We start from the raw sequence: 19,158 nt of genomic DNA on the forward strand, positions 1-19,158 counted from the left end.
AGATGACCTAATGATTTTTATTGTATTCGACAATAGGGCTTTATTGTTTGCGCTTGTCAGTCAGGTTTAGAAAAGTCTAGGAGAAAATCGGATGTCTTAATATGTACCTAACAACGGCAGCACTTTTTTCTTTAATATCTCAATTAAAGCTGGTTCCATATACTCAAATTCATCTGGTATATCTAAACATATAACTCTTTTATTTTTGAGAAAAGGCTGGAAATTTTTGGCTAATTTCTGTTTATGTAGCTGCTCCATAACAAAAATAATATCAGCCCATTCGATAGCTTCTGAGGAAACTGGAACCTCTGCATAATGGTCTAAACCCGCCGAATCCGTTTCCAATCCTTCATATTCAGCAAATACAACCTCAGCAGTGGGACTACGCAATCTATTTTGACTACAAATAAATAAAATTTTCTTCATGATTATAAAGTCAGAAAAGTCTGGTAAAAAGTCGGATTCATCGAATCTTATCCGAAAGATGGGGCAGAAGAATTGTAGATTAACCTATAGTTCTCAAATTTAACTACCCTCGTCATTGCATAATAATGGACGCTGAAGCAGCATTAGCATGGTTAGACACCATAATTCCTGCTCAGACCGGGGAACGGTTGAGCGATTTGCAAAAAGTTATTGTTGTGCAGGTTTGGTTGGGTAGGAAATATTTGGATATTGCCCGTGCTTATGGTTGTACGGAAGGACACGCTAAGGATGCTGGCTCACATTTATGGAAACTGCTTTCTCAAGTACTGCGGGAGAGGATTACCAAGAGTAATTGTCGCGCTACGTTGGAACGAGTGCTGAGAAAAACTACGGCTATATCTGGTCTAATTGATTACCAAAAATTGACCCAACAACCTACACCTAAATTAGAGGATAGCAATTTTTTAGGTAGGGAGGAAGCGATCGCTCACCTAAATACTCTAGTAAATCCAGGCTCGAAAGTGATTGTCGTCCAAGGTGAGGGGGGTTTAGGCAAAACTACTCTCGCCCAGCAATATCTCCAAACTCAGGGTTTTGACTTGGTTTTAGAACTGTTAATGGCGAAGGAAACCCAAAACATTACCCCGGCGGAACGGGTGGTGGAAGAATGGCTCAAACAAGACTTTGGGGAAGAACCAGGGGTAGAGTTTGGTGTGACGTTGGGACGACTCAAGCGCCAACTCCACAATCGGCGGATTGGGGTGTTAATTGATAATCTGGAACCTGCATTAGATCAACAAGGTCGTTTGATTCCGCTTCACCGCAATTATGTAGAACTGTTGCGGGTTTTGGCTGATGTTAGGGTGCAGTCGGTAACGTTGATTACTAGCCGCGATCGCCTGTGTGAACCTGGTTTAAATGTGCATCACTATCGGCTTCCAGGTTTGGATCAAAGCGCATGGCAAAAGTTTTTTAGTAACCGTGGGTTAACTATCAACTTGCCTATCTTGCAACAAATACATCATACTTACGGCGGTAATGCCAAAGCAATGGGGATTCTCTGCGGGGCGATGCAGGAAGATTTCGGCGGGGATATGGCGCTTTATTGGCAAGAAAATCATGGTGATCCTTTAGCCGCAACAGATTTAAAGAATTTAGCGGTGAGTCAAATTAATCGTTTGCAAGCCCTTGATCCCCAAGCCTATCGCCTACTGTGCCGTTTGGGATGTTATCGTTACCAAGATATACCCACCATTCCCTCATCAGGACTGTTTTCTTTACTTTGGGATGTTCCCGCGTCTGAACATCGTCAACTTATTGCTTCCCTGAGAAATCGCTCTTTAGTGGAGTGTCATCAAGGGGAATATTGGCTACATCCGGTAATTCGCGCCGAGGCGATCGCTCGTTTACGTACCAGTGATGAGTGGGAAATAACCAATCACAAGGCTGCCGATTTTTGGACAGCTAGTATTCCCAAAATTGCCACATTTCAAGATGCTTTACAAGCGCTAGAAGCATATTATCACTACATAGACATCAACGAATTTGAGTTAGCAGGTAAGGTAATTCTCAAGAGTCGCAATAATCAATGGCAGCAGTTTTTACCCTTGGGAAGTACCTTGTATCGGATGGGTTTGATTCAGCCGATATTAACAGCAATTAATCAAGTTTTAAAAAATATTCAGCATGACCAAAACTTAAGTGAATTGTACAATATATTGGGTGATTTACATTGGATAACAGGGAATATTAGTCAAGCGATCGCCTGTCAGGAAAAAACCATCAATCTGACAACACAAGCCCTGAAATCACTCGTACCGCAACCAGAGAATAAACATAAAGTCTACTATTTGAGAATGTTAGAAGTAGATTCTCTCTTAAGTATTGGTCTTTATAAGATAGATTTGTGGGAACTGGAAGACGCTGCCAAATTATTTCAACAAGTAATTTACCTAGCCCAAAATACAGACCATCATCGCTGGGCAGAAAAAGCTTCTGTATGTTTAGCCTTAGTCAATTCATACTTAGGTTTATGTGATGCTGCTTATTTATTAGCAGATGTAGCTTACCGAAATATTAAAAAAGAAGCAATTATAGAGACAGGAAGATTCGCTTATTTCATTCAAATATTAGGTCAAACCTATGTTAATTTAGGAGACTTTACCAAAGCAAAGGAAATGTTTCACCAAGCTTTGACCTTTGCGGAAGAAAGCCATTATATGCAGGTTAAAGCAAAAACCCTGAATGGATTAGCAGAAATTCATCGCCAACAAGCAGATTATCCATTAGCCCTGGCTTATCATACAGAAGCAATCGAACTTTTAGATAAAATCGGCGCTAAATGTGACCTAGCTGAAACCTATTTTCAATTAGGTTTAACTTATAAAAAAATGGCAAAGTCTGATGCCAGTCAAAAGTATTTTACTCAAGCAATAAATTTATTTACAGAAATTAAAGCCCCTAATCAAGTTGACAAAATTTCCATAACTGCCAGTTTTTAGACCACCACTTCCCCTAAACCCACCTTTCAAGCTAAATTCCACGTCCTGGCTTACAATCTACGAAACCTAATGCTTCTGTGTCCAGAAAACTGGCGATCGCCATCTCAATGACTGCTTCAATAGGATACTCAATTTCCGTGGCACGAGCGATGAGAGCATCTCGAATTCGCTCAGGTAGACGCTCTAAAATGATTTCGGCATCAACGGCAGAAAGTTGCTCGTAGATTTTGGTCGCCATAGCTTCACCTTTCGGTTGGAATTTGGACATTATAAGGCGGTTCAGTAGCTCTCAGGATGATTGCTTCTAACTCCAATAGTAACCCAGGGTTTTCCCAGTAAGAAATTTCTTGCCAGGCAATCCGCACATCTTTATCTTGATACTGATCAAGCCACGCCCACAGAAAAGCCTTGTGTCCACCACTGAAACGTCCCCGCAAACTCTTAGTTTTACCGATGTAGAGTAACCCATCATTTTTGTGCCTGATTGCATAGATACCAGGATGAGGAGGAATATCGTTAAATTCACGGTTCAATGGCTGGCATTGTTCAAACGGAGTAAAGGCGATTATATCTAAGATTCTCCGAGCTTGAGCTTGCAGTTCAGAGTCTTTCGTTGCCATGAAAATAAAAAGGCTAATTACACAGGATTTATGTTCCCACAAATTTTGTCCCAGCCTAAATATTGAGCGCCATCATTCAATTGAACATGAACAAATATTGATAACAAAATTTGCTGAACTTTAAGATTCATGTAATTTGCCAAGCCTGGAGTTGTTTCCAGTACAACCTGAATCATAATCAGGAAGTAGTTTTGAGCGAATCGCCACACGAAAAGACCCCGAAACACCCCACTTCATGGCGGCTACAAGTTTTGGGACAATCAGCATCAACAAACTAATCAAGCACTTATAGTCCCGTTTTGATGATTATTCAAGTTTACAAGGGAGTAAAACATAATGAAATTGGCTTACTGGATGTATGCAGGCCCCGCCCACATTGGCACTTTGCGAGTCGCAACTTCATTTAAAAACGTCCATGCTATTATGCACGCGCCTCTGGGTGATGACTACTTTAATGTCATGCGCTCAATGCTATCGCGGGAGAGGGACTTCACACCAGTAACAACCAGTGTGGTTGACCGCCATGTTTTAGCCCGTGGTTCTCAAGAAAAGGTGGTAGATAATATTACCCGCAAAGATGCAGAAGAACGCCCAGATTTAATTGTCTTAACTCCCACCTGTACCTCCAGTATTCTGCAAGAAGACCTAGAAAACTTCGTCGAACGCGCCCAGTTGGAGGCAAAAGGGGACGTGTTGCTGGCGGATGTGAACCACTATCGGGTAAACGAACTGCAAGCAGGCGATCGCACTCTCCACCAAATTGTTCAATACTATATTGAAAAAGCCCGCAAAAAAGGCGAACTCCCAGAAGGTAAAACCGCCAAGCCCTCAGTTAACATCATCGGCATTTCTACCCTGGGGTTCCACAATAACCACGACTGCACCGAACTCAAAAGGCTGATGGCTGATTTGGGAATTGAGGTCAACGCGGTCATTCCTGAAGGCGCTTCTGTTCACGAGTTGAAGAATTTACCCAGAGCTTGGTTTAACCTCGTTCCTTACCGGGAATTGGGTTTAATGACAGCTAATTACCTAGAAAAGGAATTTGGCACACCTTGCATAGATATTGTGCCAATGGGTGTAGTAGAAACTGCCCGTTGTATCCGTAAGATTCAGGAAGTGATTAACGCTCAAGGTGCTGATGTTAATTACGAAGACTACATCAACGAGCAAACCTTGTATGTATCCCAAGCTGCTTGGTTCTCCCGTTCCATCGACTGTCAAAACCTGACTGGTAAAAAAGCCGTTGTTTTTGGCGACAACACCCACGCCGCCGCCTTGACAAAGATTTTGTCACGAGAAATGGGGATTCACGTTGTTTGGGCGGGAACCTACTGCAAGTATGATGCTGATTGGTTCCGCGAACAGGTAAGCGAGTATTGCGATGAAGTTCTGATTACCGAAGATCATGGGGAAATTGGGGATGCGATCGCCCGTGTTGAACCCTCTGCCATCTTCGGTACACAAATGGAACGCCACGTTGGTAAGCGTTTAGATATTCCTTGTGGTGTGATTGCTGCACCCATTCACGTACAAAACTTCCCCATCGGTTACAAACCATTCTTGGGTTATGAAGGAACCAATCAAATTACCGATTTAATCTACAATTCCTTCACTTTAGGTATGGAAGACCACCTATTAGAAATATTTGGTGGACACGATACGAAGGAAGTAATTACTAAAGGTATTTCTGCTGGTTCTGACCTGAGTTGGACAAAAGATGGCTTGGCAGAATTGAATAAAATTCCTGGTTTTGTGCGCGGAAAAGTCAAGCGGAATACAGAAAAATTCGCACGCGATCGCGGTTTCAAAGATATCTCAGCAGAGGTGTTATATGCAGCCAAGGAAGCGGTAGGAGCATAAACAAGTGCTGAGTACTGAGTGAATTGAGCGCGGATAGGGCGCAGGGAGCCATTATTTCTTAATTTTGAATTTTGCGGAAAGTGGGCGGTGTCGGTTTCCGTCCCGCCCAACTTTCCAAGAAGAATTTTGAATTGATCACCTCCTTGTCCCTATCCATAGCTAGATGCAAACAATCAATATTTATCGTTAGTTATATTTTGTAGGTTAATATTCTCTATATCTTGAGAGATATTGCATTGTTATTTAAGAAAATCCATACTCAATAAGACTTATGGAGTGCATACTACAAGATATATATATTAATTGCGAGTTGTTTGCCAAATGTCAAACGTTGATCAAGTTAACTATGAACTTGCTGATGAATTAACAGCTTTACGACAACGTATAGCTGAATTAGAACAACTAGAAAAGCAATATCAGCATAAGCAAGTAGAACTTGAACGGCACATAGAAGATTTGCAGGCAAAACTAAGAACATTACATATAACCAATGTTGACATCGAAAGCCATCTAGAACCTGTTACTTTGCAGCGACTCCAGCAAGAAATTTCTCAAAGACAACAGGTAGATGCAGCTTTAACGGAAAGTGAAGAAAGGTGGAGGCTGGCTTTAGATGCTGCCAATTTGGGTTTTTGGGATTGGAATGTCCTGACTGCAAAAGTGGTCTGGTCAGAAAATCATGAGCGGCTGTTTGGTTTAGTTTCAGGTAGTTTTGATGGCACTTATGAGACGTTTTTATCCTGTGTTCACCCCGAAGATAGGGAATCAGTCATACAGGTTATTGGTGTTTGTTTAGAAAACAAAACTGATTACTATGATGAATTTCGCATTGTTTGGCCAGACAAAAGTATACATTGGATTGCAGCTAAAGGTAGATTTTTCTATAACGACCAAGGACAGCCAGTGCGGATGATTGGGGTTTGCATGGATATTACCAAAAGCAAACGCACAGAAGAAAATAATCGACAACTAGCAACCCAAGTTCAAGAACAAGCAAATGTCTTAAATGCCATCCTCGCTACATCCGTTGATCATATTTATATCTTTAATCGTACTGGTCACTATCAGTATGTCAGTCATGGTGGTGCTGCTGTTTTGGGTCTTTATCCACAGCAGATGATTGGTAAAACTGTGCAAGAACTTAATTTACCTCAAGAATTAATAGACAAGGTAAATGGTCAATTTCTGGCGGTTATGAAAGCTGGGAAACCAGTCAAAGACGAATGTGAATATGTAGCGGCAGATGGTAAACATTATTATGAATATATTTTGACACCGCTACGCAACATTGACCACAACATTGAGGGTGTGATTACAGTCTCGCGCGATATGACCGAACACAAACGCGCTGAACAATCTATCCGCAATAGTGAAGCCAGATTCCGCCGTTTGTTTGAGTCTAACTTGATTGGGGTAGCTTTTTGGAATGTGGATGGTTTTATTACAGATGCCAATGATGCTTATTTACAACTAGTTGGCTACACCCGCGAACAATTTAACACCTTAGGCAAAATTAATTGGCGAGAACTTACCCCTCCAGATTATAAACATTTGGACGATCGCGCGATCGCGGAAGTCAAAACCAACGGCATTTCTCGAATTTACGAAAAGCAATACATTCAACGCAATGGTAGACGGGTGTCGATTGTGCTGGGAATCGCTTTACTTGATGACTCTGATGAGCAAGGTGTGGCTTTTGTCCTAGATATTAGCGAACGCAAATTGGCAGAACAACAACGCGATCGCCTATTATGTGCTGAGAGAATAGCCCGTAAAGATGCAGAAATCGCTAACCGTATCAAAGATGAATTTTTGGCGGTTCTCTCTCACGAACTACGTACCCCCCTCAACCCTATTTTAGGCTGGTCAAAATTACTGCGTTCTCGTCAGTTTGATGCTGCAACTACAGACCGCGCTTTAGAAACTATTGAACGCAACGCTACACTACAAACCCAGTTAATTGAAGATTTATTAGATGTCTCACGCATCCTCCAAGGAAAATTAAGCCTCAATATTTGTCCTGTCAGTTTGCCAATTGTCATTGGAGCAGCAATTGATACTGTACGGCTAGCAGCAGAAGCCAAAGAAATTAAAATTCAAAATGTGTTCGACCCTAACTTGGGTCAAGTTATGGGTGATGCCAATCGTCTACAACAAGTAGTCTGGAATCTGCTTTCTAACGCAGTTAAATTTACATCCCCCGGTGGTACAGTAGAAATCCATCTCAAAGCCGTTAATGATCAAGCACAGATTCAAGTAATTGATACAGGTAAAGGAATTACACCAGAGTTTTTACCTTATGTGTTCGATTACTTCCGTCAGGCTGATGGCACGACGACACGTAACTTTGGTGGCTTAGGTTTAGGACTAGCAATTGTGCGTCAAGTCGTAGAACTGCATGGAGGTACAGTTCAGGCCAAAAGTCCAGGGGACGGATTAGGGGCTACTTTTACCGTTAATTTACCACTCTCACCCAAAAATGAAGCAATGAACCATGAGGATAAAAATCCTGTATCAGCTAACTTTCAACCTGCCACTCTTTCAGGCGTGAGAGTTTTGATTGTAGATGATGAACCAGACATCCGCGACTTAGTTACCTTTATTCTGGAAGATTATGATGTAAAAGTCATAGCCGTCTCATCGGCACAAGAAGCCCTAGAAGCCCTATCCCAATCTCTACCAGATATTATAGTTAGTGATATTGGAATGCCAGATGTAGACGGTTATATGCTGATGCGTCAACTCAGACAACGATCGCCCCAAGAAGGAGGGAATCTGCCGGCGATCGCCCTCACAGCCTACGCTGGAGAAATTAATCAAAAACAAGCCCTAGCCGCCGGATTCCAACTGCACATATCCAAGCCCGTAGATCCAGATGCTTTAATTGAGGCGATCGGTAATTTGGTCAATAATCAATAAGTGCATGAGTGCAACTTCTGGTTATCTATTATTCCAATGGCCGATATCAAAACATTAATTATTGACAACTACGACTCTTATACTTTTAATCTCTACCAGATGATTGCTGAAGTCAACGGAGAGTTGCCCCTTGTTATTCATAATGACAAATTAGATTGGTATGAATTAAAACAACTTGTTTTTGATAATATAGTCATTTCTCCTGGGCCTGGTCGTCCTGAAAACCCTAAAGATTTCGGTATTTGTCAACAGATACTACAAAACTATTTAGATGTTCCCTTGCTTGGTGTTTGTCTTGGTCACCAAGGAATTGGTCATTATTATGGTGGTAAGGTCATCCACGCACCAGAACCTAAACATGGTCGATTGAGTCATGTTTATCATAATGGTGGTGATTTATTCCAAGAAATTCCTACACCTTTTCAAGTTGTCCGCTATCATTCTTTGCTGGTTGCGGAAGAATTGCCCAGTTGTTTAGAAAAAGTAGCCTGGACTGAAGACGGGTTGGTAATGGGGTTGCGTCATCGTCATTTGCCATTGTGGGGGGTGCAGTTTCACCCAGAATCTATCTGTAGTGAGTATGGATATAAATTGCTGGAAAACTTCCAAGCCATTACGGAAGGATTCATCCGCCAAAATGGTAGACATCGCCCCAAATTAGAAAGCAAAAGTTTCTCTATTTCTCCTAACTCACCTATTCCAGCGCCATCCCAAGAATTTACTGTTTGTAGCCAAAAACTAGATTATTACCTTGATACAGAACAGACATTTGTTCATCTTTTTGGTGAAGATCCTCATGCTTTTTGGCTTGATAGTAGCCTTGTAGAACCAGGATTATCCCGTTTCTCTTTTATGGGAGGAAGCGGGGGGATAAACAGTTTACTCGTTTCTTACTGCACCCAATCTCAAGAATTGACGATTACACAATCGGGTAAGGTGACACGCACTCAAGAGAGTATTTTTGACTATCTCAAACGCGAAATTAATCGTCGCCGTTGCCCATCTGATGAGCTACCTTTTGATTTTAACTGTGGTTTTGTGGGCTACTTTGGTTATGAACTGAAGGCAAAATCCGGGTCTGGGTTAGAGCATCCCTCATTATTTCCCGATGCTATCTTGATTTTAAGCGATCGCCTGATTGCTTTTGACCACCAAGAGCAAACCACTTACTTAGTTTACCTCGCCCCTGTGGGTGAAACAGCACCAGCCCAAGCCTGGTTTGAACTAACTGAAAAACGTCTGCGGACACTCCCGCCTCTTCCTCCCCTCGTTCCTAGTACTACATCTCACCCCGTTACTTTCCGTTTAAGTCGGTCATACCAGACATATAAAGATGATATTTCTAGATGTCTCAAAGAAATTCGTGAGGGGGAAACTTACCAAGTTTGCCTGACTAATCGATTATGCACAGACACAATTGCTGATCCATTGGAATTTTATCGCCGATTACGCCAAGTTAATCCGGCTCCCTACTCTGCTTTTCTACGGTTTGGTGAGATGGCGATCGCCTGTTCTTCCCCGGAGCGATTTCTGCAAATTGACCGTCAAGGCTGGGTAGAAACCAAGCCGATCAAGGGAACTGTACGCCGGGGAGAGACTCCCGAAGAAGATTTTTTACTCCGGGAAAGTTTGCGTAGCAGCGAAAAAGAGCGATCCGAAAACTTAATGATTGTTGATTTATTACGCAACGATTTAGGGCGAGTTTGCCAAGTCGGGAGTATCCATGTTCCCAAATTAATGGATGTAGAAAGTTATGCAACGGTGCATCAACTTGTCAGCACTATCCGTGGTTTATTATCCCCCGACATGGACGCAACCGACTGCATTCGTCTGGCATTTCCGGGCGGCTCGATGACAGGTGCGCCTAAACTGAGAACGATGGAGATTATTGATCAACTTGAGCAAGAGGCGCGGGGAGTTTATTCAGGGGCGATCGGTTTTTTGGGTGTAAACGGTACAGCCGACTTGAATATTGTCATCCGTACCGCCGTACTGACACCAAATCAAACTTCTATTGGTATAGGGGGTGGGATTGTCGCACTCTCTGATGTGGAAATGGAATTTCAAGAAACTATCCTCAAAGCTAATGCGCTAATTCAGGCGATGCTCTTGACTGTTCACGGAGAATATCATCCTAGTCTTTACCGTATTTTAGGAATGCCCACAGAGGTTTTCTGTTGAGACTAGATATAAGGGTTTTCACTGATTTAAATTTCCAGACTTGCTGCTAAATTTCTTTGAGGTTTCCCTATGCCAATTTACGTTTACTGGGGCGAAGATGACTTTGCGATCGCCAAAGCAGTGACAACATTACGCGATCGCGTCCTTGATCCCCTGTGGACTAGTTTTAACTACACCAGTTTTCCCCCAGAAGACGGCGACGCAGCTATCCAGGCGTTAAACCAAGTCATGACACCAGCTTTTGGCGCTGGGGGAAGGTTAGTTTGGCTGATGAATACTAACCTCTTACAAAATTGTCCTGAGAATGTATTGGCAGAACTAACGCGCACTTTATCAGTAATTCCCGAAAATTCCTTTTTATTGCTTACCTGCCATAATAAACCAGATGAACGCTTGAAATCCACAAAATTACTGAAGCAATCCGCCACTGAATTTCGAGAATTTCCCCTCATTCCCCCTTGGAAGACAGAATTATTGATCCAATCTGTGAATCAAGCTGCTCAAACGGTGGGAGTAAAACTTACACCAAAATCAGCCGAACTTTTAGCAGAAGCTGTAGGTAATGATACACGCCTGCTTTACAATGAGATGGAGAAATTACGCCTATACGCTGAGGATAGCAATCGGCCTATTGAAGAAAATACTGTTACTCGGTTAGTCAGAAATACAACCCACAATAGCTTACAACTAGCAGCAGCGATTAGAGTTGGCGACACAGCTAAAGCTTTAACTATTTTGGCTGATCTCATCAATGCTGCTGAACCAGAATTGCGGATAATAGCCACCTTAATCGGTCAATTTCGCACTTGGTTATGGGTGAAACTGATGGTAGAAAGTGGAGAACGCAATCCCCAGGCGATCGCCCAAGCTGCTGAAATCGGCAACCCTAAACGTATCTACTTTCTTCAGCAAGAAGTCCAACCACTTTCCCTCAGGCAGTTAATTTCTTGTCTACCATTATTACTAGAGTTGGAGGTTACTGTTAAACAAGGCCGGGCTGAAATATCAATACTTCAAATTAAAATCATAGAACTTTGTCAACTATGTCAACGCATCTAAAAAAATATTTTCATAGATGCTACGAGTTGCCGGAACTTATCACTCACAAAATAAATCAAAGTTACTAATATATCCTTGCTGTCTTTCTGTGTCATACCTGATGAAGATGATTAATCAAGCTTTTTACCGACGAACTAGTATGCAAAATCTACTTGTCAAAACTTTGTTTTTTGGCATTTTCACCAGTACTAGTTTGTTTATCAGTACTGTGAGCTTAAAAGCTAATGCTCAAAATCAATCGTTTAACAATACGGAAATCACTGGCTATGCTCAAGCTGTATTGGCAATGGAGCCAGCACGTCAACAAGCCTTTGGAGAAATTAAAAGAATTGTCGGTGATAGAGAGGTTCCCAAGATTGTTTGTAATGAGCCTAATAGCATGAATGCTCTACCAGGTAAGGCTAGAGATATTGCTGTCAATTACTGTAATCATTCTCAAAAAATTGTTAGTGATTATGGTCTGACTATAGATCAATTTAATAGAATAACGCGGGAAATCCAAAGTAATAACAACTTAAAAAGGCAGGTTTACAATACATTAATTCGCCTACAGAAAAATACTAACTCTCAATAGTTAAAACCATGCTTTTAGTTCACCCTATTATCTTGGCGTGAATATTCTAAATTAGCATAAGGACGACAGTAAAAATTTTATTCTATTTGTTTTTGATGAAGACTTTTCCCAAATAAAGGCGAAACAGATCAATAGCATTGTTCAGTTGTCGGTACTTAGCGTAACCACGCTTCCGGCAATCACTTTCCAGTTGTTTTCAAATAGCTTCCAAACCCTGAGATAGCGGAATTTGCCATTAATTTCTTGCCCTAAATAGTTTCCTTGTATCTCTACTGTGACGGCAACAACAACGTCGTCTCCGACCACACTTAGTATTAGCTCACTTGATTCAACTGTATGCAGGTTGATGTTTCCCGAACGGTAATTTTCCAGATCCATCGCTTTCGTTGCCGTTTCGCCACTTGGCCCGTTAAACAGAAGCTCATCGTGAAGCAGTTTATCCAAAAGTTTCACATTATTGGTTTTCATCGCTGAGAGAAGATTTTTCTCGTTAGCAATGACCTGGGCTTTATGGGTGGTATCCATGCTGTTTGTTGTTTGATTTGAACAGAAAATAAAACTTTAACATTCTCACTGGGCTAGAGCCACAGTGATTCCAAAAATCTTAATTCATGAGTAAAAAACTGGATAAAATAATTTTACTAATGAATTAAGATTTTCATCGATTCATTGGTGAACAGCTACGAATGCCTGGCGTTTAGCATGAATATTCTTCATGTGCTTCTTGACAGTATTGATAGTAATGTAAAGCTGGGCGGCAATTTCTTTATAGCTATTATGAGAGCGATAAAGTCGCCAGATTTCAGCTTCTCTAGGAGTGAGATCGTATTTCCTGATTTCGGCGATCGCTGCATTTTTTAAAGATTCATACTGATTCTCAATAGTTACTAATAAACAAGATGTGATGAACCGTTCTAGCTTAACTAATCTGACACGAACCCTTAGTGTATTTGATTTATCGAGCATAATCTCATCAGATAAAATCAGATTCTTTTCAGGATATAAATTATGAGTATTTAGCAAGAGTTGGCACAATTTCCAAATTATCGGCGGAATAAGTTGAGAATCAAAACTACCTTGACTTAGCTGGCAACATAAATGATAAGCTGACGCATTGGCATGAACTATTTCTCCGGCATTAGTCAAAATAAGAATGCCATCTTCTAGTCTTTCCATGACTTCTTGTAAAAAGTTGGCTTTCGTTTCTTTTGATGAAACTTCTATTTGCTCCGATGTCTTTGTGAAAGTCATCATAGATTTTTTCAATTTTTGTAAAGGAAAAGAGTTGATAGAGTTGGCAAGAATAAATTGAAAAGTGTGAACTAATGTAAAATTATTGTAATTAGGTTGATACTAAGAACCTGCATCTCAAATAAAGGCTGTCAACTCAGTTTTTCCATAGATTAACCTTGCTATAAACCTTTATTTATCTATGCCGTCCTAGCTAAATCTGACAATGTTGTTAACAGTATCAATAAAATACAACTGTCCAATTCTCTATTTCGGATATATCGGCTAAAATCGGGCAGTGGGAGCCAAGTAAAATTCTTCCTTATATTCTCCATTGTCATAGGGAATCGGCGATTTATGTCTGTAAATAGCTGCTAAATGTTTGGATAATGGCAAAATTCTGTGACAATAGATGAACAGTAAGCCGGAATATCTACCTATCCAAGCTACTTATGAACCAAAGTTCCCAAGACAGACCGTTGCGACCTAAACCATTGCAATCATCTTTTCAGTGGCTTTATGCTTTTTGGAAATTTTCCCGCCCACACACAATTATTGGCACAAGTCTCAGTGTTTTGGGCTTATATTTAATTTCTATCGCCGTCAGTTCCACCGGTTTTGCCCTGACGCAGATAAACTCCGTTTTAGGAGCATGGCTGGCCTGTCTCTGTGGCAATGTTTATATTGTGGGGTTAAATCAATTAGAAGATATTGAAATTGATAAAGTTAATAAACCTCATTTACCTCTAGCTTCGGGAGAATTTAGCCGCAAACAAGGACGGATAATTGTAATTCTCACGGGAATTACCGCCATAGTATTAGCTTGGTTAAATGGCCCTTATTTATTTGGTATGGTGGCGGTGAGTTTAGCCATTGGTACTGCCTATTCTTTACCACCAATTCGTTTAAAACAGTTTCCCTTTTGGGCGGCCTTGTGTATTTTTTCAGTAAGGGGAACGATTGTTAATTTAGGATTATATCTGCACTTCAGTTGGCTACTACAGAATAAACAGTCAATTCCTCTACCTGTATGGATATTAACGGTATTTATTTTAATATTTACCTTTGCGATCGCCATCTTTAAAGATATCCCTGATATGGAAGGCGATCGCCTCTACAATATTACCACTCTCACCATCCAACTAGGGCCACAAGCTGTCTTTAATTTGGCAATGTGGGTATTAACGGTTTGCTACTTGGGTATGGTGATAATTGGTGTGCTGCGGCTAGGTACAATTAACTCAGTGTTTCTGGTCGTGACTCATTTAGTAATTCTCTGTTGGATGTGGATGCAGAGTTTAGCCGTAGACATACATGACAAAACGGCGATCGCTCAATTCTATCAATTTATTTGGAAGCTCTTTTTCCTAGAATATTTAATGTTTCCCATTGCCTGTCTTTTAGCTTAAAACTATGCTCGACAATCTGCAATTAACTGATATTTTGGCAACTGTTGCCGTCCTTGTTAGTATTACATTCCTAATTTATTTCGCTGGAAAAACCTTAATTACTGCTAATTCATTTCAAAAAGGAGTTAGTCTTTATCAACAAAAAGATTATCCAGGTGCAGAAGCAGCTTTTCGCAAAGTTATAGCTATCAACTCAACCAATGATGTAGTCCGCTTGTTTTTAGGAGATGTTTTAAGAGAACAAGGTAAAGTTGCAGAAGCAACAGAATTGTTCCAAGAAGTGATTAACCGCAGCCCAAAAAATCCTCAAGGTTACTTACGTCTAGCAACTATTCTCATGCAGCAAGAGAAACAAGCAGAAGCTAAAACTAATTTGCAAAAGGCTCAAGAATTGTTGCAAAAACAACGTCAACCAGAAACAGCCAAAAGGGTTGCTAAATTATTAGAGCAAATGAATACTAAGACAATCTGAGTAATATGAGTGATGTTTACGACGATGCTACCCCTACGCACTAATCTAAAATCATGACTCAACAAAATGGCAAAGTTTACCTTGTAGGTGCGGGGCCGGGAGATGTGGCATACCTCACAGTGAAAGCTTATAATCTACTGGCTACGGCTCAAGTGTTGGTTTATGATGCCCTAGTGGATGAGCAATTGTTGCAGTGTGTATCATCTGATTGTCTGAAACTAGATGTAGGGAAGCGTGGCGGTAAACCCAGCACACCGCAAACGGAAATCAATAATTTATTAGTTAAGTTCTGCCAAGAAGGTGCATTAGTCGTTAGGTTGAAATCAGGTGACCCGTTTATTTTTGGTCGGAGTACCTCAGAAATTGAGGCTTTGAAAGCAGCAGGCTGTGAATTTGAAGTAGTACCAGGAATTTCCTCAGCTATAGCAGCACCTTTATTAGCAGGAATCCCGCTTACAGACCCGGTGATGAGTCGTTGCTTTGCAGTGCTGACAGCCCATGAACCAGAAGTTTTAGACTGGGAGGCGCTATCAAGGTTAGACACCCTAGTCATATTAATGGGTGGGAAAAACCTCGCAGATATTGTACATGAACTTCTACGGAGAGAGCGATCGCATCTCACACCTATAGCTATTATTCGCTGGGCAGGAACCCCCAGTCAAGAAATTTGGACTGGTCAACTGGGGGATATTCTCCAACAAACAGCAGGTTTATCTCTCTCCCCAGTCGTTATCGTCATTGGTGAAGTCGTCAGGCTACGCAAGTACCTACAACCTGAGAAAATATTTCCAGAGAACTCAACTACACCTATGTCCAGCAACCAACCTCTCACTGGAAAAACCATCCTCGTCACCCGTTCATCTGGTCAATCGAGTCAATTTAGCGATCGCCTAACTACACTTGGCGCTACAGTAATTGAAATGCCAGCGTTAGAAATAGGCCCCCCTTCTAGTTGGAAAGAGTTAGATCAGGCGATCGCTAATTTATCTCACTTTGACTGGTTAATTCTCACTTCCACCAACGGCGTAGATTATTTCTTTGAAAGGCTATATATCCAAGGTAAAGATACTCGTGCTTTAGCTGGGTTAAAAATCGCTGTCGTTGGGGAAAAAACCTCCCAAAGCCTCAAACAAAGAGGAATCCAAGCAGATTTTATTCCCCCTAACTTTGTGGCTGATTCTTTAGTAGAGCATTTTCCCGAATCACTACTAAATAAAAAGATTTTATTCCCCAGAGTGGAAAGCGGCGGTAGGGAAATTTTAGTCAAAGAATTATCCGCAAAAGGTGCAGATGTCATTGAAGTAGCTGCTTATCAATCTTGTTGTCCCACTAGTATTCCCCTAGCAGCAGAACTAGCCTTAAAAAATCGCACAATACATATCATTACCTTTGCCAGTTCTAAAACCGTGCAGTTTTTCTGTCAACTTGCAGACAAAATATTTCCTCACAATATTCCCAATGCTTTAGAAGGAATATGTATTGCTTCCATCGGACCCCAAACTTCAAAAACTTGTCATACCCTATTAGGTAGAGTCGATATAGAAGCTGAAGAATACACCTTAGATGGATTAACCCAAGCAATCATCCAATGGTCATTAAAACCCTAAAACCCTCATCAATGAACCAATCAAAATAACTTCCCTAAATCCCAGCCAATCAGCTTCAAAAAACCTCCGCGTCACTCTGCTCTTACCTCCCATCCCTCTGCGTTAAAAAAATTGCCTAATTTATACAAATTATCATTCATTATTACTAATACTAGTCATTTTTGATGCTAAAACAAGAATAACTAATCACAGTGTATATATGGTAACTCCAAATAAAGAAAAAGCATTATTACTGTTACGTCAGGCATTAGATAACCCAACATCTAATTTTCGTCCAGGACAGTGGGAAGCAATAGAAGAATTAATTGAAAGGCGATCACGTTTACTCGTCGTCCAACGTACTGGCTGGGGTAAAAGCTTAGTTTATTTTTTAGCAACAAAACTATTGAGAGATAAAGGTGCTGGCTGTACCCTTTTAATTTCACCCCTACTAGCCTTGATGCGAAATCAAATTGCAGCCGCACAACGCATTGGAATCAAAGCTGCAACAATTAACTCTAGTAATCAAGATGAATGGCGAGCCGTCAAAACACAATTATTAGCAGGACAAGTAGATATTTTACTGATTTCCCCTGAAAGACTAGCTAATAATGATTTTAGGGAGAATATTCTCTTACCAATATCTCAAAGTATAGGCTTATTTGTAGTTGATGAAGCCCATTGTATTTCTGATTGGGGGCATGACTTTCGCCCTGATTATCGGCGAATTGTGAGAATTTTACAAGGACTACCAAAAAATATTCCTATCCTCGCTACAACGGCTACTGCTAATAACCGAGTTATTGATGATATTATCGCTCAATTAGGTGCTAATTTGCAGGTTGTGAGAGGTAATTTAACTAGAGAAAGTCTGCGGTTGCAAAATATTTCCCTTCCCAGTCCAGCAGCAAGAATGGCTTGGTTAGTCGAACAATTACCTCAACTACCTGGAAGCGGAATCATCTATACATTAACAGTGAGAGATGCTAATCGGGTTGCTAACTGGTTACAAACTCAAGGCATTAATGCTAAGTCATACCATAGCGATTTAGAAAGTGATATTCGTATAACATTAGAAGACGAACTATTAAATAATCAAATTAAAGCTTTAGTAGCGACTACGGCTTTAGGTATGGGTTTTGATAAACCAGATTTAGGTTTTGTGATTCATTATCAACGCCCTGGTTCGGTTGTCCACTATTATCAACAAGTAGGCAGAGCAGGTAGAGCAGTAGACATTGCTTATGGCATTCTTCTGAGTGGTGATGAAGATGAGGAAATTACTAACTACTTTATTAATACAGCTTTTCCCCCACAAATTCATACTCAACAGGTTCTGAACATACTCAACCAAGAAGAAGGTCTTTCAGTACCACAATTAGAACAAAAATTAAATCTTTCTAGAGGACAAATCGACAAAGTTTTAAAACTGTTATCATTGGAATCTCCTAGCCCAGTCACTAAAATAGATTCTAAATGGTATGTGACTGCTATTAACTATCAATATGATGAACAAAAAATTGCCAACTTAACAGCAATTCGCCGCCAAGAACAAGCCACAATGTCAGCATATATGCAGAGTCAACAATGCTTAATGGCTTTTCTGGCAACCGAATTAGATGACGCAAATCCGCAAAATTGTGGTAAATGTGCTGTTTGCGTAGGTAGACCTTTGCTACCAGTAAATTGTTCAATAGAAATGCTAAATCAAGCTGTTTTATATTTACGTCGCAGTCAACAAATCATTGAACCGCGTAAACAATGGCCCTCACAAGCATTACTCAGTTATAAATTTTCTGGAAATATTAGCAATAATTTAAGGGCGCAGGAAGGAAGGGCATTATCATTGTGGGGTGATGCTGGTTGGGGTGAATTAGTAAAACAAGGTAAATATAGAGATAATTATTTTAATGATGTATTGGTGCAAGGTACTGTAGAGATGATTAAACGTTGGCAACCACAACCGTTTCCTAGTTGGGTGACTTGTGTGCCTTCATTAAATCGTCCAGAACTTGTACCAAACTTTGCTCAAAGGTTAGCTGAGAAGCTAGGTATAACTTTTGTGCCAATTGTGCGTAAGGTTAAGCAAACACAGCTACAGAAAGATATGAGCAACAGTTACCAACAAGCTCATAATTTGGATGGCGCATTTAAAATTGATGCTTGGCCAGGAATTGGTGGTTCTGTATTCTTAGTGGATGATATGGTAGATTCCCGTTGGACTTTTACTGTAATTGCGGCGCTTTTACGCGGTGCTGGTAGTGGACAGGTTTTTCCTGTGGCATTAGCCCTCAATACATTAGGTCAAGGGGATTAGA

General features: G+C 40.8%; 15 protein-coding genes. 10 read left to right on the forward strand and 5 right to left on the reverse strand.

Translation table 11 applies throughout. From position 1 onward, the window contains the following. Positions 1-96 precede the first annotated feature (96 nt). A complete protein-coding gene (locus tag ACN222_RS17185) occupies positions 97-426 on the reverse strand; it encodes a low molecular weight protein tyrosine phosphatase family protein (RefSeq protein ID WP_010997586.1) in 330 nt (109 codons plus the stop codon). Positions 427-551: 125 nt separating this feature from the next. On the opposite strand from ACN222_RS17185, the gene ACN222_RS17190 reads away from it, so the two are divergent. Next, a complete protein-coding gene (locus ACN222_RS17190; protein ID WP_010997587.1) occupies positions 552-2,927 on the forward strand; it encodes a tetratricopeptide repeat protein in 2,376 nt (791 codons plus the stop codon). 31 nt (positions 2,928-2,958) lie between these two features. Here the strand turns inward: ACN222_RS17190 and ACN222_RS17195 are convergent, their stop codons facing one another. Beyond that, on the reverse strand, positions 2,959-3,165 hold the full coding sequence (locus ACN222_RS17195; protein WP_010997588.1) for a hypothetical protein: 207 nt from the start codon (positions 3,163-3,165) through the stop codon (positions 2,959-2,961). Positions 3,166-3,169: 4 nt separating this feature from the next. Beyond that, positions 3,170-3,547 carry a GIY-YIG nuclease family protein gene (locus tag ACN222_RS17200; RefSeq protein ID WP_010997589.1) on the reverse strand — a complete coding sequence of 126 codons (378 nt, stop codon included), beginning with the start codon at positions 3,545-3,547 and terminating at the stop codon, positions 3,170-3,172. Positions 3,548-3,883: 336 nt separating this feature from the next. Between ACN222_RS17200 and bchB the strand changes: the two genes are divergently transcribed. The 5 genes from bchB to ACN222_RS17225 all read left to right on the forward strand — a co-directional run bounded on the left by bchB (position 3,884) and on the right by ACN222_RS17225 (position 12,143). Continuing rightward, entirely contained in the window at positions 3,884-5,410 is a 1,527-nt protein-coding gene (gene bchB / locus ACN222_RS17205; protein ID WP_010997591.1) for a ferredoxin:protochlorophyllide reductase (ATP-dependent) subunit B, read from the forward strand. A gap of 321 nt (positions 5,411-5,731) precedes the next feature. Then, positions 5,732-8,329, forward strand: coding sequence for a PAS domain S-box protein (locus tag ACN222_RS17210; protein ID WP_010997592.1), 2,598 nt, complete (start codon positions 5,732-5,734; stop codon positions 8,327-8,329). A gap of 36 nt (positions 8,330-8,365) precedes the next feature. Beyond that, positions 8,366-10,510, forward strand: a complete 2,145-nt coding sequence (gene pabB, locus ACN222_RS17215; protein WP_010997593.1) for an aminodeoxychorismate synthase component I — start codon at positions 8,366-8,368, stop codon at positions 10,508-10,510. 69 nt (positions 10,511-10,579) lie between these two features. Next, positions 10,580-11,569, forward strand: coding sequence for a DNA polymerase III subunit delta (gene holA / locus ACN222_RS17220; protein WP_010997594.1), 990 nt, complete (start codon positions 10,580-10,582; stop codon positions 11,567-11,569). Between the two features lie 100 nt (positions 11,570-11,669). Continuing rightward, on the forward strand, positions 11,670-12,143 hold the full coding sequence (locus ACN222_RS17225) for a DUF4168 domain-containing protein (protein ID WP_044521771.1): 474 nt from the start codon (positions 11,670-11,672) through the stop codon (positions 12,141-12,143). A 141-nt stretch (positions 12,144-12,284) separates the two neighbouring features. On the opposite strand, the gene ACN222_RS17230 is transcribed toward ACN222_RS17225, so the two are convergent. After that, a complete protein-coding gene (locus ACN222_RS17230) occupies positions 12,285-12,668 on the reverse strand; it encodes a nuclear transport factor 2 family protein (protein ID WP_010997596.1) in 384 nt (127 codons plus the stop codon). Between the two features lie 141 nt (positions 12,669-12,809). Continuing rightward, complete coding sequence (locus ACN222_RS17235; RefSeq protein ID WP_010997597.1) at positions 12,810-13,397, reverse strand: helix-turn-helix transcriptional regulator; 588 nt, start codon at positions 13,395-13,397, stop codon at positions 12,810-12,812. Between the two features lie 428 nt (positions 13,398-13,825). Between ACN222_RS17235 and ACN222_RS17240 the strand changes: the two genes are divergently transcribed. From ACN222_RS17240 to ACN222_RS17255, 4 genes are all read left to right on the forward strand, one after another. Then, positions 13,826-14,782, forward strand: coding sequence for a homogentisate phytyltransferase (locus ACN222_RS17240; protein ID WP_010997598.1), 957 nt, complete (start codon positions 13,826-13,828; stop codon positions 14,780-14,782). Positions 14,783-14,786: 4 nt separating this feature from the next. Next, complete coding sequence (locus ACN222_RS17245) at positions 14,787-15,254, forward strand: tetratricopeptide repeat protein (protein WP_010997599.1); 468 nt, start codon at positions 14,787-14,789, stop codon at positions 15,252-15,254. A 53-nt stretch (positions 15,255-15,307) separates the two neighbouring features. Continuing rightward, positions 15,308-16,861, forward strand: a complete 1,554-nt coding sequence (gene cobA / locus ACN222_RS17250) for a uroporphyrinogen-III C-methyltransferase (RefSeq protein WP_010997600.1) — start codon at positions 15,308-15,310, stop codon at positions 16,859-16,861. Positions 16,862-17,060: 199 nt separating this feature from the next. Further along, the gene (locus ACN222_RS17255) at positions 17,061-19,157 is read left to right on the forward strand and encodes a RecQ family ATP-dependent DNA helicase (RefSeq protein WP_010997601.1); all 2,097 of its coding nucleotides are present in this window, start codon (positions 17,061-17,063) and stop codon (positions 19,155-19,157) included. The last annotated feature ends 1 nt before the right edge of the window (position 19,158 follow it).

Origin of the sequence: Anabaena sp. FACHB-595 (genome assembly GCF_048568275.1) — a bacterium.
Classification (GTDB): Bacteria; Cyanobacteriota; Cyanobacteriia; order Cyanobacteriales; family Nostocaceae; genus Trichormus.

Excerpts from the sequence above, each read along its gene's own strand:
- ACN222_RS17185 (WP_010997586.1), bottom strand. The coding sequence starts at position 426 with ATGAAGAAAATTTTATTTATTTGTAGTCAAAATAGATTGCGTAGTCCC.
- ACN222_RS17190 (WP_010997587.1), top strand. The coding sequence starts at position 552 with ATGGACGCTGAAGCAGCATTAGCATGGTTAGACACCATAATTCCTGCT.
- ACN222_RS17195 (WP_010997588.1), bottom strand. The coding sequence starts at position 3,165 with ATGGCGACCAAAATCTACGAGCAACTTTCTGCCGTTGATGCCGAAATC.
- ACN222_RS17200 (WP_010997589.1), bottom strand. The coding sequence starts at position 3,547 with ATGGCAACGAAAGACTCTGAACTGCAAGCTCAAGCTCGGAGAATCTTA.
- bchB (WP_010997591.1), top strand. The coding sequence starts at position 3,884 with ATGAAATTGGCTTACTGGATGTATGCAGGCCCCGCCCACATTGGCACT.
- ACN222_RS17210 (WP_010997592.1), top strand. The coding sequence starts at position 5,732 with ATGTCAAACGTTGATCAAGTTAACTATGAACTTGCTGATGAATTAACA.
- pabB (WP_010997593.1), top strand. The coding sequence starts at position 8,366 with ATGGCCGATATCAAAACATTAATTATTGACAACTACGACTCTTATACT.
- holA (WP_010997594.1), top strand. The coding sequence starts at position 10,580 with ATGCCAATTTACGTTTACTGGGGCGAAGATGACTTTGCGATCGCCAAA.
- ACN222_RS17225 (WP_044521771.1), top strand. The coding sequence starts at position 11,670 with ATGAAGATGATTAATCAAGCTTTTTACCGACGAACTAGTATGCAAAAT.
- ACN222_RS17230 (WP_010997596.1), bottom strand. The coding sequence starts at position 12,668 with ATGGATACCACCCATAAAGCCCAGGTCATTGCTAACGAGAAAAATCTT.
- ACN222_RS17235 (WP_010997597.1), bottom strand. The coding sequence starts at position 13,397 with ATGATGACTTTCACAAAGACATCGGAGCAAATAGAAGTTTCATCAAAA.
- ACN222_RS17240 (WP_010997598.1), top strand. The coding sequence starts at position 13,826 with ATGAACCAAAGTTCCCAAGACAGACCGTTGCGACCTAAACCATTGCAA.
- ACN222_RS17245 (WP_010997599.1), top strand. The coding sequence starts at position 14,787 with ATGCTCGACAATCTGCAATTAACTGATATTTTGGCAACTGTTGCCGTC.
- cobA (WP_010997600.1), top strand. The coding sequence starts at position 15,308 with ATGACTCAACAAAATGGCAAAGTTTACCTTGTAGGTGCGGGGCCGGGA.
- ACN222_RS17255 (WP_010997601.1), top strand. The coding sequence starts at position 17,061 with ATGGTAACTCCAAATAAAGAAAAAGCATTATTACTGTTACGTCAGGCA.